Source organism: Candidatus Liberimonas magnetica, from assembly GCA_020523885.1.
GTDB lineage: Bacteria > Elusimicrobiota > Endomicrobiia > Endomicrobiales > JAFGIL01 > Liberimonas > Liberimonas magnetica.
Map to the genome: position 1 here is coordinate 214599 of JAJAPY010000003.1, position 16422 is coordinate 231020.

Here is a 16422-nt window from a genome sequence, read left to right on the forward strand (position 1 = left end):
TCCAGTATGTTGATTTTAATTATGCGTATGATTTAGTTTATTTTAAAAATTATGGTATAATCTTACCATACAAACCATATTACTCCAATGAAAATTAAATTAAAACAAAGCACCGGATCCAAATTAAAGCAGAATATCTATGAAAAGATGCGCTTTTCTGCGTTTATGAAGAGTGACGAAAAAGAATTCGTGGATTTTATCAATAAAGTTGAAAATGACCCGCTGTTCAAAAAACTGTGCTTCTCCAAGGACAGAGACCAAAGAATAATCAGTTTAAAAAAATTCCACAGAAACAACTATTTGTCCTATTCCAATGAACTTAAGATCAATTTCGAAAAAGACGGCACGTTTTACGATATCGGCTCGCTGATAAACAATAAGGCTGCAGCAAAGATACAAAAACTGGGATTAAAGAATTTTGAGAAGTATTTTCTATTTGACGAAGATAGGCTTTTATCAGATAGGGAGATCAGCAGAAAATGTAAAATACCTGAACCTGACGTAAAAGAAATTAAAGGCCTTGTCGATGAATTATCCGTGCGGTCGGAATTTTATTTTCCATCAAATATAACTGTCAGCCCGGGCATTAATTCCTATAAAATAGCTGTAATAGACAATATTTCAGGAAAATTACGCACAATTTTTTGTTCACTAAAATTTGTGCAGGGGACTTATGTTATTAATTATTCAAAGCTTGAATCATTGAAAAAACAATCAGTTTTTAGTATAATTGAATACAAAAAAATTACGGAACTATTAAAAGACCTGGAGTTGATTAATAAAAGAAAATCAACGATTCAAAAGATATTGGATTTTATTATTGAAAAACAAGAAGATTATTTAGTATCCGGTAATGGTTCCAAACTAAAGCCCTGTACTCAAAGAGAATTAGCTCATGAAATCAACATCGATGAAAGTGTAGTGAGCAGGGCCGTTTACGGAAGGAGCATCCAAATACCGGACGGTTCCGAAAGACCTCTAAATTTTTTCTTCCCGAGCAGAATAGATGTTTGTAAAAACATTCTCAGAAATATAATGACAGATAATAAAATCGATTGCTCAGATAAAACGTTCTGCCACATCCTTAGAGATGAGTACGGGATCAATATTTCAAGAAGAACGGTCTCCTACTGCAGGAAACACATGTAAAGGACTAAAATAATGGACGACAAAGCAACCATTCTTGTTGTTGATGATGAAGAAAACATGAGAGAGTCCTACAATATTATTCTTAAGGATAAGTACAATGTCCTTTTAAGTGCCGGCGGAAAAGAAGCGCTGGAGATATTGAACCGCGAACAGGTTGACATTGTTCTTTTGGATATTCTTATGCCTGATATGGACGGTATTGAGGTACTTAAAGAGGTTAAAAAGAACCACGATACCGAAGTTATCATGATCACTGCTGTAAACGCAGTGAAAACAGCTATCCAGGCTATTAAGTCCGGAGCCTACGATTATATCCCTAAACCGTTTGAAGTAGCTGATTTATTGGCAGTAATACAAAAAGCTTTAGAGAAGCGTGATCTGACAAGGGAAATAATCTATTTAAAATCTGAGTTAGAACAATATACATTTGAAAATATGCTGGGCAACAGTAAGCAAATGCTTGGGCTTTTCGATTTGATCTCGCAGGCAGGACAGAATCAATCTACGATACTGATCTCCGGAGAAAGCGGCACAGGCAAAGAACTGGTTGCGCGGGCGATCCATAAAAACGGGACAAGGAAAAACAAGCCGTTTATCGCAGTAGACTGTTCAGCTATCCCGGAAAACCTTGTTGAAAGCGAGCTTTTCGGGCATGAGAAAGGGGCCTTTACTGATGCCACGGTCCAAAAGCTTGGTAAATTCGAACTGGCAGGCCAGGGCACGATATTCCTGGACGAAATAGGCAACCTGCCTCTTGATATACAGAGTAAAATACTCAGAGCCATAGAGTCCAGGGAAATAACACGGGTAGGGGGTAATAAAACCATTAATATCGGGGCAAGAATAATCACTGCCACAAATATCGATTTAACAAAAGCCATTAAAGACGGGAAATTCAGGGAGGATCTTTATTATAGGCTGAATGTTATACCTATATTAGTTCCGCCTCTCCGGGACAGGAAAGAAGACATACCCTTGCTGATTGAACACTTTATCGGGTATTTTAACAAAATACTCAAAAAAAATGTTAAAGGGATATCAAAGGAAGCATTACAACTTATGATGAAATATAACTGGCCCGGGAATGTAAGGGAATTACGTAATATAATAGAAAGGCTGGTAGCATTGGGCAGCGAGGATACTATATCGCATACGCGCTTACCGTTCGAGATTTTGTTAAGTGAAGAAAATGCTGTTTCATCTCAGGAGCTGAATTCATTGAAAAAGGCTCGTGCTGAGTTTGAAAAACGCTTTATTTTAAAAGTATTAGAAAAAACCAACTGGAATCAAACAAAAGCCGCTAAACTGCTCAACATTCACAGGAACGCCTTAATATATAAAATAAATGTTTTAAACCTCCGCCCCAAATTTCACAATTCAAAATAGATGCCAAACCCCTTGCATACGTTTTTGTGCTCCTTGCACAAAAAACATAGAAACAGTTACTTATTACCTATATTAAAACCTCTCTTAAGCTAATGGCAATAAATTTGCATAATTTAATTGCAATAGCTTTTTTTGACATCAAATCTTTTATAAGAGGTCTATCCTCAAAGACAATAATTTTTAAATTGACTCGACTTAATAATTATGAAGATTCTATTAATAACACCTAAAAGCAAATCAGGGACCACAGAAAAGGAGTTTTGGGATTACGAATTTATGTCTTTGATTATTGGAGAAAAACAGCATAGTCTTGCATCCCTGGCCCTGCCTACCTTAGCAGCATTAACCCCTCCAGACGTTCAAGTGGAAATAAATGACGAAAATATTGAAAATATAGATTTTAATTCTACTGCAGACTTAGTAGGCATAACAACTAATACTCATTTATCTTTAAGGGCCTATGAAATCGCGGATCTGTTCAGAGAAAAAGGCAAAAAAGTAGTACTTGGAGGAATTCATGCTTCAATGTTGCCTCAAGAAGCGATCAAGCATTCAGATGCGGTCGTAATAGGTGAAGCTGAAAATACCTGGGCAGGCTTGGTTGATGATTTTAAAAATAATAAATTAAAAAAATATTATGAGTCTTCCAGCAGGCCTGAGTTATCAAACCAGCCTTTTCCGCGATGGGATCTGGTCCATACAGATAAATACGCTCTAATTTCATTGCAGACCACAAGGGGATGCCCTTATGACTGTGAATTTTGTTCCGTAAAAGCATTTTCCGGGTTAAGTTACCGGCGGAAACCGATCGAAAGCATATTAAGGGAAATTGAGTTGATTTCCAAAAAAGGGAAAAAACTTATTTTTTTTGCTGATGACAATTTAATCGGGCATAAAGAATTTGGGAAAGAACTGGTTGAAGGAATTACTCCGTATAATATTGCTTATAGTGCTCAATCTTCAATTGATATAGCTCATGATGAAAATATGCTAAAGCTTATGGCAAAAAGCGGCTGTAAAAAAGTAATAATAGGATTTGAATCTTTATGCGAGGCAAATCTAAAGCAGCTTAATAAGGCCAAAGCCTATAAATCTGACAAATATATTAATGACATAGAAAAAATACAGTCCTATGGCATTGAGGTAAAGGGTTCTTTTATTGTTGGCTGTGATTTCGATGATGAATCCGTATTCGAAAAAACTGCGAATTTTATTGAGTCCTCCGGGATAGCTTCGGTTGTAATAAATATTCTTACACCGTACCCGGGAACACGCCTTTTTAGCAGGTTTGAACAAGAAAATAGACTCATTCATAAAGATTGGTCTAAATATGATAACAGTCATGTTTGTTTTTATCCTAAATTAATGAGCCCTGAAGCACTTCAAAACGGCTATAACTGGTTAATAAGAAAGATATTTTCCTATGATTCTATTTTTAAAAGAATGAATGATTTATGGATGTTGTGGGACAAGTACGGAGTAAGGCGGCGGGACAGGGTGTCACCGCTTTTAGTAAATTTAAGTTCTCACGACATAGCTCAAAGCTATCCTAGGGGAGTCCATCCTGCCTTATCATTAAAAAAGTTAGCAGTAGGAGGAGTTGATGAGTAATAGAGTGGTTATTACAGGTTTAGGTATCATTGCTCCAAACGGAGTGGGGAAAGATAATTTCTGGAAATCGACTTGTTCGGGTATATCCGGGATAAAAAAAGTCTCTCGTTTCGATACTCACGACTGCCCTACTAACATAGCAGGAGAAATCGATGATTTCGAGCCTAAGGAATATATGGAGAAAAAAACAGCTAACCATTTAAGCAGGTTTGCCCAGTTTGCATTAGCCGCTTCTAATATGGCAATCGAAGACGCCAAAATTAATATTTCACTGGAGGATCCTTATCGTATCGGCATAGCGATAGGTAATACAATCGGCGGTAAAGAAGTAGACGAAAAACAGCAGAGAGTTTCCAGCGAAAGCGGCTGGTCAAAAATTCACCCGTTTTCGGTGTCTCTAATCAGCAACAGTTATGCGGTGGGCGCTGTTGCTTCCGAACTGGGTATCAGGGGGCCGAATAATACATTCAGTACAGGATGTTCCTCAGCTTCATCAGCAATCGTTTACGGATTTGACAATATAAAAAATGGAACTGCGGATATTTTCCTATCAGGCGGAACAGAGGCTCCGCTGGTGCCTTTTGTCTTTAACGCATTTTGCGCATCAGGGGTGCTTAGTCAAAATAACGGCGACAGGCCCGGATCGGCAAGCAGGCCTTTTGACAAAAAAAGAAACGGTTATGTTCTTTCTGAAGGCTGCGGAATTGTGATATTGGAAAGTTTAAACCATGCGGTTAAAAGAAAAGCAAAAATATATGCCGAGATAGGGGGGTATGGAGTTACCAATGATGGTTATAACTTGGTAAAAATGGAACCTACCGGCCGGGATGCTGCAAGGGCGATAAAAATCGCATTAAATAACAGTAATGTAAAGCCGACTGATGTGGATTATATTAATGCACACGGGAGCTCTTCTCAAGTCTCCGATAAAAGAGAAACCAGCGCCATAAAACAGGTTTTCGGAGAATATGCATATAAGATTCCAATCAGCTCTGTAAAATCAATGGTTGGACAGGCTTTAGGAGCATCAGGCGGGATACAGGTAATAGCAACAGCCCTATCGATTTACAATTCGAAGATATCACCTACAATTAATTACGAAGAGCAGGACCCCGAGTGCGATCTGGACTATACCCCAAATAAACCGAGGACCTATCAAACAAATACTGCGCTTATCAACTCGTTTGGCCTCGGCGGGAACAATGTTTCAATGGTTATGAAAAAGTATTCAGAACCAAAAGCAAGTTTCCCCTGGGCACTAAATCTTTTTTGAAAAAATGTGAGGTATACAAATGAAAATATTATTAGTATTGCCGCCAAGTAAAAGGCTTATCGGAATTCAAGAACAAATCTTCCCTGTAGGATTAGGGTATTTGGCTGCTGTTTTGGAAAAAGAGGGCTATGATGCTCATATTTACAACATAGATATGGATCCTAATGAAAATAATTTCGAACTAAATGCAGCTTTAAACAGTGAAGAACACCTAAAGGCAAATTACCAAATGCATAAAATTGAAGCTGAGTTAAATAATGATAGCCATATTGTATGGCACGAAATATTTGAAACATTAAATATTTATATACCTGATATTGTTGGAATTTCAGTTACAACTATGACTTTTAAAGCGGCATTGAAAGTTGCAGAAATTTGCAAAAAATGGAAACCTGATGTTAAAATCGTATTTGGAGGGCATCATCCGACTATTGATTCGGAAATGACTCTGATGAACAATGATGTAGACTTTGTTATAAGGGGCGAAGGTGAAGAAACTTTAAAAGAGCTGGTTAACAAAATAAATCAAAAAAGCGATAATTTTAGTGAAATTGATGGCCTCTCATTTAAATTGGATGGAAAGATAATTCATAATAGAAATAGAGGTTTAATAAATGATTTAAATACAATACCATATCCAGCCAGGCACTTGCTCATAAATAAAAACAAATTCCCCGATCTTTTTACTAAAAATTCCGTAATGGGTATAGGAAGAGGCTGCCCATGGAAATGTACCTTTTGTTCCAGCTCAGCAATATGGGGAAGGAATGTTCGAATTAGGAATATTAGCAATATAATTGGCGAAATAAGAATGCTTGTTGATAAGTATGGAGCGCAAAAAATATCTTTTTATGATGATACATTTAGTGTCAATAAGGATTTTGTATCAAGTTTATGTGAAAGAATAATTGATGAAGGAATAAAAATAAAATGGATATGTCTAAGCAGGGCGGATTGTTTAGATGATAAAATAATCAGGCTTATGAAAAAAGCAGGATGTATTGCGATTGCGCTTGGCGTAGAATCTGGCAGTGATAAAATATTGGAATTTTTAGACAAGAAAGAGGATTTAGAAAAAATTAAAGCGGTTTCAAAGTTGATAAAGTCCAATGGTATCTGGCTTACTACATTTTTTATGATTGGGATTCCAACCGAGTCGAAAAATGACATAGAAAAATCCCTGAATTTAATGAAAGAAGTCGGCCCTAATGAGATTTATTTGTCTTCTTTTAAGGCGAATCCTGGAACAATGGCCTTTGAATACATTGTAAATAATAAAATAATGTCTCAAAATGAATTAATGAACACTAATTCTGACATATATAGAAATCATAAATTTATGGACAATATAAGCAGGGAAGAATATAAGAATATTTTTGATAATGCTTATAATTTTATTAGCGAATATAACAGAAATTATAAAATTCAAGCTAGACATAATTAATTTAACGTTATAAGGAGGAATCTTATCCATGCAGTTTACTTTAATTGCTCCCATTGTACTATTCTTAGTAGGTCTTATTCATCTATTTGAAACATTTTATTTAGAAAAAAACAAAGAAAAAGGAAAAACCTATGCAAAATGGACATTGCCGGCTCTAAGTATGGGTTTTGTTCTTGTGCTTGCTAGCAGCCTGAGTGAATTTTATTCGGTAAACCGAACAATTGATTCTATTATTTCAGGGATGGGCCTTTTGATAACATTGATTAGGATTCCTATTAAACTTTGGGCAGCAAAAACTTTGGGTCAATACTGGAGCCCACATGTAAAGATACGTAGTAACCATATGGTAATAAAATCTGGACCGTATAAGTATCTGCGTCATCCTGTATACTTCGCAGCTTCAATGGAATTGGTAGGGATACCTTTGTTTGTTAATGCATATTATACTTTAGTTTCTACATCACTGGTGCTGGTTTCATTAATTGTAGCGCGTATGTATATCGAAGAAAAAGTATTATTAGCAGAATTAGGTGAACAATATATTGAATACAAAAAAGAAACATGGGGTATGATCCCATTGATACATTGATTTTTATTAAACAATTCTTTAATAAAATCTTAGAAATGAAAATAGCAAAAATGGGATATAATTAATATCTACAAACAATATTTAAATTAGGTGCCACCTACGCGGTGGAACATGGTTCAAAAGTTAGCGAAATTAATAAGAGAGGGATTACATTATGACCAAAAGCTTTAGCAGGAATATCGGACTAATATCCGAGAAAGAACAGGATAAACTTCAAAATTCAACAGTTGCTATAGCAGGGGTTGGAGGAGTCGGAGGGTTCCCTGCAGAACGTTTAGCCCGTTTAGGTATTGGGCATTTGAAAATAGCGGACCCGGAAAGTTTTTCCGAAACCGATATTAACAGGCAGTTCGGAGCTACAAAGGAAACCATAGGTAAAAAGAAAGTAGACGTAATTGAAAAATTAGTAAAAGAAATAAACCCGGACATAGTTGTCAATAAATTCGGCGACGGTATTAAGGAAAATAATGTTAATGAATTCCTCAAGGGGACCGATCTCGTCATAGACGCTATAGAATTTTTTATATTTGGACCAAGAATGTTGTTATACCCAAAGGCCAGAAAAACAGGGAAGATTATTCTGCTTTCAGGAGCGGTCGGCTTCGGCGCACCTCTTTTTGTGTTCTCGCCCGAAGGCATGACTATGGAAGAATATTTTAATGTCCCCAAGGACAAAAACAGACTTGATAAATTTCAGATCCCTCTAAATAAAATGTGCCCGGTTGCCTTAGACTATATACCAAAAGAATTGATAGAAGACATTTATAAAGGAAAACACCATGTACCTACCTTAAGCCCTATATGCGCATTGGCCGGCAGCCTGTTAGCTATGGAAACGGTATTCAGGCTTCTTGGTAAAAGAACTGGTGGCTATGTCCCTTATCATACTTATATCGATTTATATAAACAAGAATTAATAATTCTATAATTGACAAATTACAAGGCGGCCTTTATGTCTACAAAAAGTATTTTGATAAATTACGGTGGATATCCGCGTTCAACGCGCAACTTTGTTCCTGACAACGGAGTTGCTTCTTTAGCCGGGGCACTATTGGCTAAAGGACACACGACTACGATATTAGACTATTCTACAGTAGATATTGTTAAGAGAATATTTCCTCACCAATATAAAGATGAATTGGAAAAAATAACGGAAAGAATAAAAATACATATTAGACAAGGAATTGATCCTGATAGAAAAGATTTGGAAGCTTTTCGCTTTATTGATAACCTGATAGAAAAATATGAGTATGATAAAATGCTTGAAATTGCGCAGGAAATTTTTGAATATATTGAGTCTCATAAAGTTGATTTTGTCGGTATAAAATTATTTTTAGGCGATTCCTTTGAAGGTTCTGTCAGGATTGCTCAATACCTGAAAATAAAGAAGCCCGGGCTGCCTATTTTTGCAGGCGGGCCCCATGTTGATGCTTTTATGTCGAGAATATTTGATATAACAAAAGTATTTGACGTTCTCGCTTACGGTGAAGGCGAAGAAACAATATTTATGCTGGCAGAATTTGTTGAAGGAAAGAAAAGGCTTGAAGAGATACCAAATATATTGTATCGTTCAGGCACAAAAGTGGTAATCAATCCGATGAAAAGAATCGAAGATTTGAATGCATTACCTTATCCCGTATATGATGAAGAAATTTATCCAGCTATGAAAGGCGACCAGAAAGTTAAGGTGATACTTATTGACGAAAGCAGAGGATGCCCGAATGCATGCAATTTCTGCTGCCATCCGTCTAAAAGCGGGAAAAAGGTACGGGTACGCAACCACAAGACAGTTGTTGATATTATGGAATCAATGAAGACAAAACATGACATAAAAGCATTTCGTTTTGCCGGCTCAAGCCCGCCTCCGGTGCATAAAAAACTTATTGCGCAAGAGCTATTAGATAGGAAATTAGATTTTCAATACACTACCTTTTGTGCTGTTAAAGGGGGTAAACTGGAAGATTTTGAGCTTTTGAAAAACTCGGGATGTTTTGCTATACTTTTTGGCATTGAATCAGGCAGCCAGGAAATCTTAAATAGAAGCATGAACAAGAACGTAACCCTGGAGCAAGTCAAAAACGCTGTTGCCTTGTGCAAGAAATCCGGCATAGCAACCGTAGGAAGCGTTATAGTGCCGGCACCTTTTGAATCCGAGGTAACAAAAAACGAAACATTGAATTTACTTAACGAGCTTGTCCTTGATTCAACTACTGTCTGTTTACCTACGCCTATCCCTGGTACAAAATGGGGAGATGACTTATTGAAATATAATTTTAACATTCCAGATGAGCGGCAATTCTGGAAAGATGCAATTGTTTTTAACTTAAAAAACTATTATCCGCAATTCTTGTGGAAACCGATGCCCGGCTACCGGCTTAATAATAAGCCGTTTAACGAAATAGCCCAAGAGACATCAGAGTTTGTGCGGAAATTAGAAAGCAGAGGATTAACAACTCAAGCCAGCGATGAGATACTTCTTTTAGCGCATTATGCAGGGCTTTCCACAAGAGAATTCAGGGATAAAAATGACCAGTATTTCAGCGAAGGTAATTACCAGGCTATCAGCCGAATGGTAAGCGGTATAAACAAAAATATTCTAAACTGACAGGAATTTAATATGTCGACAAAGAGTCTATTGATAAACTTTTCAGGCTACCCTAATGAACCATACAGCTTTGTGCCGGACAACGGCCTTGCTAATTTGGCTGCGTGTTTGATAAAAGCAAATCATTCTACAATTATTTGGGATTATTCGAAAGTAGATATTATAAATAACTTATTTCCGTATCAGTATAATAAGTTATATCAAGATGCACTGATAAAAATAACAAGTAATTTAAAAAGTGGAGACAATCTTTCAGGAAAAGATTTATACGAATTTCATAAATTGGAAGACGAAATAGACGCTTTTCAACATGAGAAAATGAATGAAATTGCCATTGAATTAAGCAGTTATATCGGCAAAAACTCTATAGATTTTGTCGGCATGAAATTGTGGACAGGCTTGGGATTTTATGGTGCGATGATAATTGCTAAACAGATAAAAAAAGACCATCCAAATATCCCTATTTTCGGCGGGGGGCCGCATGTCGATTGGTTTAAGGAAATGATCTATAAAGTTACCGACGTGTTTGATGCTTTGGTGTACGGGGACGGCGAAGAAGTTATTGTAAAATTGGCAGAGCATGTGCAGGGGAAGACAAAACTTAAAGATATTCCGAATCTAATTTATAGAGAAAATGGCAGCATATTGACTAATCCTGTAAAATGGATAGAAAATCCGGACGAACTGCCTATGCCTGTATATGACGAAGACGTTTATCCTGCCATGAAAGGAGACCAGAAAGTAAAAGTTTTTTTAGTTGATGAAAGCAGAGGGTGCCCAAATTCTTGCAGTTTTTGCATACATTCAAGAAAAGACAAAAAAAAATGGGTGACAAGAGATGCGAATAAATTTGTTGATCAAATTGAATACCTGTCTAAAAAATACAAGGCCAGAGCTTTCAGGTTTGCCGGCACAAATACACCGCCTTCTTTTATGAAAAGCATTGCGCAAGAAATACTTAAAAGAAACCTGTCTATTATTTATTCATCCTTTATGCATGTGAGAGGCGTGTCAAAAGATTTTTTTGAGCTGCTAAAAAAGTCAGGTTGCTCTGCCCTCGCCTTCGGAGTTGAATCCGGAAGCCAAAGGATTTTAAATGAATGTATGGATAAAAAAGTGTCTGTTGAACAGATAAAAAGTGCAGTCATTTTATGTAAGCAGGCAGGTATTAAAACCGTTGTGAGTTTAATAGTTCCTGCTCCTATGGAAACCGCAGTAACACAAGAGGAGACGATGCAGTTATTGCTCGAACTTAAACCGGATTCAACTGTTGTATTTTTCCCAACATTGATTTTAGGCACAAGATGGGAAAGAGAATATGAAAAATACGGATTTACTATTAAAAATCGGGAAGATGTTTTTAAAATAGCAATGACCCACAGGGTTAATCACTTATGCCCGCCTTTATTATGGCGCGATTTGTCCGGTTATTCATTAGACGGTAAAACATTTAAGGAACTTGGAGCGGAAACTTCAAGGTTTGTTCAAAAATTAAAGAACAGCGGTTTGGTTACGCAATTATTTGACAGCACGCTTTTAATAGCAGATTATGCCAGAATACCGCCAGGAGAACTGGCTAATCAAACTCATTCTTTTCTTTCAACCGGCGATTATGCTGCAATGGGAAAACTCATCTCTTCAATTAATTCCTGCATGGTCAATTAATCCTTTTTTTAAACTCACATAATATGATATAATTCTCTTTAGTAAATACGTGCTTATGCGGTGCAATAAGACGTCTTATATAACCTCCCCGCAGCAAACTACGGGAAATAGTCAGGTTTAATTAAATAAATACCCGAATTATGAATAATAAATATCTGCAGGTATCAAAATACATCGGAATATCTCTTGCAATTGGAGTATTTATATACGCTCTTTTTTTTGTCGGTAAGGCTAACCCACATTCTATTCCCTGGTTTCTATCTTTTATCTTTAATGCATTCCTATGTATTTTTGTATATCTCAATAACCGGTTTAACAAAGTTAACAGGATATTCACCATATTTAATTTATGTGGTACTCTATGGATTTTGGGGGCATTTATCCTGCATATAGCACCCAGCGAAAGATTTGCATATAATTATACCCGGTTCTTTTCTATCGGTATGATTTTTATTCCTCCGACATTTTTACATTTTGTTATTATTCTTACCCAGAGCAAGAACCTAACATTAAAGAAAGCCCTTAATATTGCATATATCTTTGCAGTTATATTATATGTTTTAAGCCTTAACGGCTTATTTGTTAAGGAATTTACGTGGATTGGCTGGAAGTATTATCCGCAGCCGTATATTGTTTATAAATTTTATATAATTAACTTTGTTTTCTGGATGATATTTTCATTACTACACGTCTTTCGCAGTTACAAAAATGCGAAATCATATAAAATCAAGAATCAGCTTAAATATTTTTTCTTAGCTATTTCGGTAGGTACATTTTTCGGGTCAATGAATCTACTAACCTCCTTTGGTTTTAAAATATACCCTATAGGAGGTTTTGCAAATATCATTACACCTGCAATTTTGGCATACGCTATTGTTAAGCATCAGCTTCTTGATATTCAGGTAATTATCCGAAAAAGCGCTATCTATGGTACTTTAACTATATCATTAATAGGTATTTATGCGCTTATAGTAGGCGGTTTAACTGCTGTTTTTGGAGTAGTAGGACATTCTGGCAGTTGGTTCATCAACGGAATAGCTGGCCTTTCCATAGCTGTTCTGTTTTTACCGATGAGAGAAAAAATACAGCTTGTTATAGATAAATTATTCTTTAAAGTCAGGTATGATTATCATCAGACCCTATCGAATCTAAGCGCAGAGCTGACTTCCATAATCAGGCTGGAGAATTTGCTTGAATTATTGGTTACTCAGGTCGTAGAAACAATGCAGGTTCAAAAAGGATTTATAATGCTCTTTGACAGACAAAAAGAAGTTTTTAGTACAATTAGCCAGCTGGGCATGGATAAGGAAGCTATTTTAAATTTTTCTATTGATAAAAATGATAAGTTTATTTCTTTTCTTGCCAAAAACAAGAAAATAGTTTATCTGGATGAAATACAAGACAGTTTTGTTGTGCCTTTAAAACAGTTGACTATGTCCTTATGCGTGCCTCTCATCACAAAAGGCAATTTAGTGGGCATTTTAAATCTTGGTTATAGATTATCCGAGGACCAATACACAAAAGAAGATATAGAGCTCCTTACAACAATATCCAATCAAGCAGCCATCGCAGTTGAGAATGCACAATTACACAGACAAATAATGGATACGGAAAAGGACCTTCTATCCTCAGATAAGTTCTCAGCTTTGGACACTTTCGCGGCAAACATAGCGCACGAAATAAAAAATCCTCTTACTTCCATAAAAACATTCTGCCAGCTCCTTTACGATAAATTCAATGATAAATTATTCGTTGAAAAATTTAACAGCATAATCCCAAAAGAAATAGAACGTTTAGAAAACGTGCTGGAGAATATGCTGCATTTTAATAAAACCTTAAATGTCTCATTCGGCAAGGTGGACATTAAGCAGGTACTTGAGGAATTGATAGGTTTGTTATATTACGAGATCTATAAACAAAATATAGCGTTAAAAAAACAGTATCCCGAAACTTCTTTGGAAGTAAAAGGGAACGCAGAACAATTAAAACAAGTCTTTATGAACCTGATATTGAACTCCATACAGGCTATGCCAAAAGGAGGCAGTTTATCTATCTCTATCAAAGAACTCATGGAAGACAAGAATAATACTCAATTTATTGAAGTTTCAGTTACAGATACAGGCTGCGGAATACCTAAAGAATCTTTGAATAAACTCTTTAAACCTTTTTATACAACTAAACCAAAAGGTACAGGTTTAGGCCTATCTATAACCCGCAAGATCGTAAGAGAACATGAAGGGACAATAAGTGTAGAGAGCATACCTAATAGCGGGACCACCTTTATAGTTAAACTGCCTGTTTACCAATAGTTAACCCAATTTATACTTATTTATATTAACTAATAAATAAGCTTTAAATATCAAGCTTTTTGTACTATTATACCATATTAATTGTACTATCTTTGTGCATAATGCATAAAGATTTGTGCAATTAATAGAATGCTTGTATTTAAAAATTACTGGTAATCTTTTTGCTTATTATTATGTAAGGGAGAAAATTGAAAAAAGGAGTTATTCAATGATTAACAAAAACGTATTGATTATTGATGACGAATGTGGCGTAAGAGAATCTTTATCTGTAGCTTTGCAGAACGATTGTAGAGTAACAACAGCAGAAAGCGGAGAAGAAGGACTGAAGCTTATTAAAGAGAACTTACCCGGCCTGGTAGTACTTGATATCAATCTACCCGGAATGGATGGAATTGAGGCCTTAAGAAATTTCAGGATCATTGATGCTTCTTTGCCTGTAATAATGATATCCGGAATGGAAGAAATTAAAAATATCGCAGCATCCTTTCGGTTAGGCGTCATAGACTTCTTCTGTAAACCTTTTAATATAAATGAATTTAGTAGAGTTGTTAATCAAGCCCTGAGCAAAGAGGAAGAAGCAAATACAAATAACGGAGAAAACACTGTTTCTTCCGGCCTTGACGACTTTATCGAAAAAAAAGTAGATACTGCGTTACAAGACAACCTTGAACTAAAAGACGCTCTTAAAAGTTTCGACGACCAATTTGTCGATGAAATCTTAAATGGAAATATCCGCAATACCAATAAGAACCGGCCAAGTTAAATATATTATTTTATCGATGTCTGGTTAAAAAGGAAAACTATGCCTGATGATTTCAGTACAAAGCCATCGAAAGTATATTTGAAACCGTCCTTGGAATGGTCTTCTATGCTAATTGACAACCTTAGGGAGGGGTATGCCAACTGTAAAATGCTTTACAACGGGCATAACGAGCCAGTGGATTGGACATATTTAGATGTCAACAAGGCCTTTGAAGAAATTATCGGAATAAAAAAAATTACCGGCAAAAAAACAACTGAAATTATGCCTTACCTTAAAGAATCAAACCCTGAGATATTTGAAGTTTTTGGAAGGGTGGCCTTGACAGGAAAATCAGAACAATTCAAAACCGAAATTTATCTTTTAAATAAGTGGCTGGATATAACAACTTTAAGTTCTTCTAAAGGATACTTTTTAGCTATTTTCCAAAATATCACAGAACAAAGGCATTCGGAAGAAGAAAAGAATAAACTGCACGAGCAGCTGCTGCAATCTCAGAAAATGGACGCCATTGGAAGGCTGGTCGGAGGTATTGCTCACGATTTCAATAACCAACTAACTGCAATATTGGGGTTTTGTAATATAGCTTTAGGAGACTTGGGCCCGGACAATCCTGCAAGCCAGGACCTGATAGAAATAACAAAAGCCGGCGAAAAATCAGCATCATTAATACGCCAGCTGATGGCCTTTGCTCGCAAACAAGTGCTCATTCCAAAGATCCTGAACCTAAATGAGTTGATAACTGATATAAAAAAAATGCTCAGTCAGCTTATAAGTGAAAATATAAAAATCGAATTGAATCTTGAGAATAGCCTGGGTTCCATTAAGGTCGACCCGGCTCAGATCGAACAGGTCCTTCTTAATCTTATCGTAAACGCCCGCGATGCTATGCCAAAAGGCGGGCTGCTTATTATTGAAACAAAAAATGTTGAGCTTGATGAAGAATATGCAATTATCCACCCGGAAGTACATCCTGGCCCCTACGTCAAGCTGGAGGTCGCTGATACAGGTCATGGAATGACCCAAGAAGTATTATCACATATATTTGAACCTTTTTATACTACCAAAGAATACGGGAAAGGAACAGGCCTTGGTTTATCCACTGTACACGGAATAGTAAAACAGAGCGGAGGGCACATTTCTGTTTACAGCGAGATCGGAAAAGGAACAAGCTTCAGGATATACTTTCCGCAAATTTTTGACAAAGCGCATGTTTTACATGAAAAAGAAAGTATAAAAAATTATACAGGCAATGAGACGATTCTGCTCGTAGAAGACGAAGACGGAGTAAAAACTGTAATTAAGCGTATTTTAGAATCAAATGGTTATAAAGTAATTGAAGCATCGAGCAGTGAAGATGCCCTTAAAATATGCAGGCTGGGCGACAAAAAGATCCACTTATTGATAACTGATGTTATTATGTCAGGCATGGACGGCAGTGAGCTTTCAACCCAAATAAAAAAAGAGTACCCTGATATAAAGGTCCTGTTTATGTCCGGCTATATAGAAGAATATATAGTCCATAGAGGTGTATTGGACGAAGGGATCAATTTTATGCAGAAACCTATAATGCAAAAAGACCTGCTGATAAAAGTACGTGAAGTTCTGGAGAAAAAATAACGATAGTGGCC

12 protein-coding genes are annotated in these 16422 nt (G+C 36.3%); all 12 read left to right on the forward strand.

What is annotated here, in order from left to right:
• The first annotated feature begins 87 nt into the window (after positions 1–87).
• The 12 genes from LHV68_03955 (at position 88) to LHV68_04010 (ending at position 16411) form a co-directional block, all read left to right on the forward strand.
• Positions 88–1149, forward strand: a complete 1062-nt coding sequence (locus tag LHV68_03955; GenBank protein ID MCB4791021.1) for a hypothetical protein — start codon at positions 88–90, stop codon at positions 1147–1149.
• A gap of 12 nt (positions 1150–1161) precedes the next feature.
• Entirely contained in the window at positions 1162–2535 is a 1374-nt protein-coding gene (locus LHV68_03960; protein ID MCB4791022.1) for a sigma-54 dependent transcriptional regulator, read from the forward strand.
• A gap of 204 nt (positions 2536–2739) precedes the next feature.
• Entirely contained in the window at positions 2740–4146 is a 1407-nt protein-coding gene (locus tag LHV68_03965) for a B12-binding domain-containing radical SAM protein (GenBank protein MCB4791023.1), read from the forward strand.
• Positions 4139–5419 carry a beta-ketoacyl-[acyl-carrier-protein] synthase family protein gene (locus LHV68_03970; protein MCB4791024.1) on the forward strand — a complete coding sequence of 427 codons (1281 nt, stop codon included), beginning with the start codon at positions 4139–4141 and terminating at the stop codon, positions 5417–5419. The genes LHV68_03965 and LHV68_03970 overlap by 8 nt, the downstream gene beginning before the upstream one ends.
• Before the next feature lie 19 nt (positions 5420–5438).
• Positions 5439–6863 carry a B12-binding domain-containing radical SAM protein gene (locus LHV68_03975; protein MCB4791025.1) on the forward strand — a complete coding sequence of 475 codons (1425 nt, stop codon included), beginning with the start codon at positions 5439–5441 and terminating at the stop codon, positions 6861–6863.
• Between the two features lie 28 nt (positions 6864–6891).
• Entirely contained in the window at positions 6892–7452 is a 561-nt protein-coding gene (locus LHV68_03980; GenBank protein MCB4791026.1) for an isoprenylcysteine carboxylmethyltransferase family protein, read from the forward strand.
• Positions 7453–7606: 154 nt separating this feature from the next.
• Positions 7607–8380, forward strand: coding sequence for a ThiF family adenylyltransferase (locus tag LHV68_03985; protein MCB4791027.1), 774 nt, complete (start codon positions 7607–7609; stop codon positions 8378–8380).
• Positions 8381–8404: 24 nt separating this feature from the next.
• A complete protein-coding gene (locus tag LHV68_03990) occupies positions 8405–10057 on the forward strand; it encodes a B12-binding domain-containing radical SAM protein (protein ID MCB4791028.1) in 1653 nt (550 codons plus the stop codon).
• Between the two features lie 12 nt (positions 10058–10069).
• Positions 10070–11722, forward strand: coding sequence for a B12-binding domain-containing radical SAM protein (locus LHV68_03995; GenBank protein MCB4791029.1), 1653 nt, complete (start codon positions 10070–10072; stop codon positions 11720–11722).
• Positions 11723–11862: 140 nt separating this feature from the next.
• A complete protein-coding gene (locus LHV68_04000) occupies positions 11863–14031 on the forward strand; it encodes a GAF domain-containing protein (GenBank protein MCB4791030.1) in 2169 nt (722 codons plus the stop codon).
• A 208-nt stretch (positions 14032–14239) separates the two neighbouring features.
• Positions 14240–14794 (forward strand): response regulator, encoded by a 555-nt coding sequence (locus tag LHV68_04005; protein MCB4791031.1) that lies wholly within the window; start codon positions 14240–14242, stop codon positions 14792–14794.
• Between the two features lie 39 nt (positions 14795–14833).
• Positions 14834–16411: a response regulator gene (locus tag LHV68_04010; protein MCB4791032.1), complete on the forward strand. Its 1578-nt coding sequence runs from the start codon at positions 14834–14836 to the stop codon at positions 16409–16411.
• Positions 16412–16422 lie beyond the last annotated feature (11 nt).

Excerpts from the sequence above, each read along its gene's own strand:
- LHV68_03965 (MCB4791023.1), top strand. The coding sequence starts at position 2,740 with ATGAAGATTCTATTAATAACACCTAAAAGCAAATCAGGGACCACAGAA.
- LHV68_03990 (MCB4791028.1), top strand. The coding sequence starts at position 8,405 with ATGTCTACAAAAAGTATTTTGATAAATTACGGTGGATATCCGCGTTCA.
- LHV68_03960 (MCB4791022.1), top strand. The coding sequence starts at position 1,162 with ATGGACGACAAAGCAACCATTCTTGTTGTTGATGATGAAGAAAACATG.
- LHV68_03975 (MCB4791025.1), top strand. The coding sequence starts at position 5,439 with ATGAAAATATTATTAGTATTGCCGCCAAGTAAAAGGCTTATCGGAATT.
- LHV68_03970 (MCB4791024.1), top strand. The coding sequence starts at position 4,139 with ATGAGTAATAGAGTGGTTATTACAGGTTTAGGTATCATTGCTCCAAAC.
- LHV68_03995 (MCB4791029.1), top strand. The coding sequence starts at position 10,070 with ATGTCGACAAAGAGTCTATTGATAAACTTTTCAGGCTACCCTAATGAA.
- LHV68_03985 (MCB4791027.1), top strand. The coding sequence starts at position 7,607 with ATGACCAAAAGCTTTAGCAGGAATATCGGACTAATATCCGAGAAAGAA.
- LHV68_03980 (MCB4791026.1), top strand. The coding sequence starts at position 6,892 with ATGCAGTTTACTTTAATTGCTCCCATTGTACTATTCTTAGTAGGTCTT.
- LHV68_04000 (MCB4791030.1), top strand. The coding sequence starts at position 11,863 with ATGAATAATAAATATCTGCAGGTATCAAAATACATCGGAATATCTCTT.
- LHV68_04010 (MCB4791032.1), top strand. The coding sequence starts at position 14,834 with ATGCCTGATGATTTCAGTACAAAGCCATCGAAAGTATATTTGAAACCG.
- LHV68_03955 (MCB4791021.1), top strand. The coding sequence starts at position 88 with ATGAAAATTAAATTAAAACAAAGCACCGGATCCAAATTAAAGCAGAAT.
- LHV68_04005 (MCB4791031.1), top strand. The coding sequence starts at position 14,240 with ATGATTAACAAAAACGTATTGATTATTGATGACGAATGTGGCGTAAGA.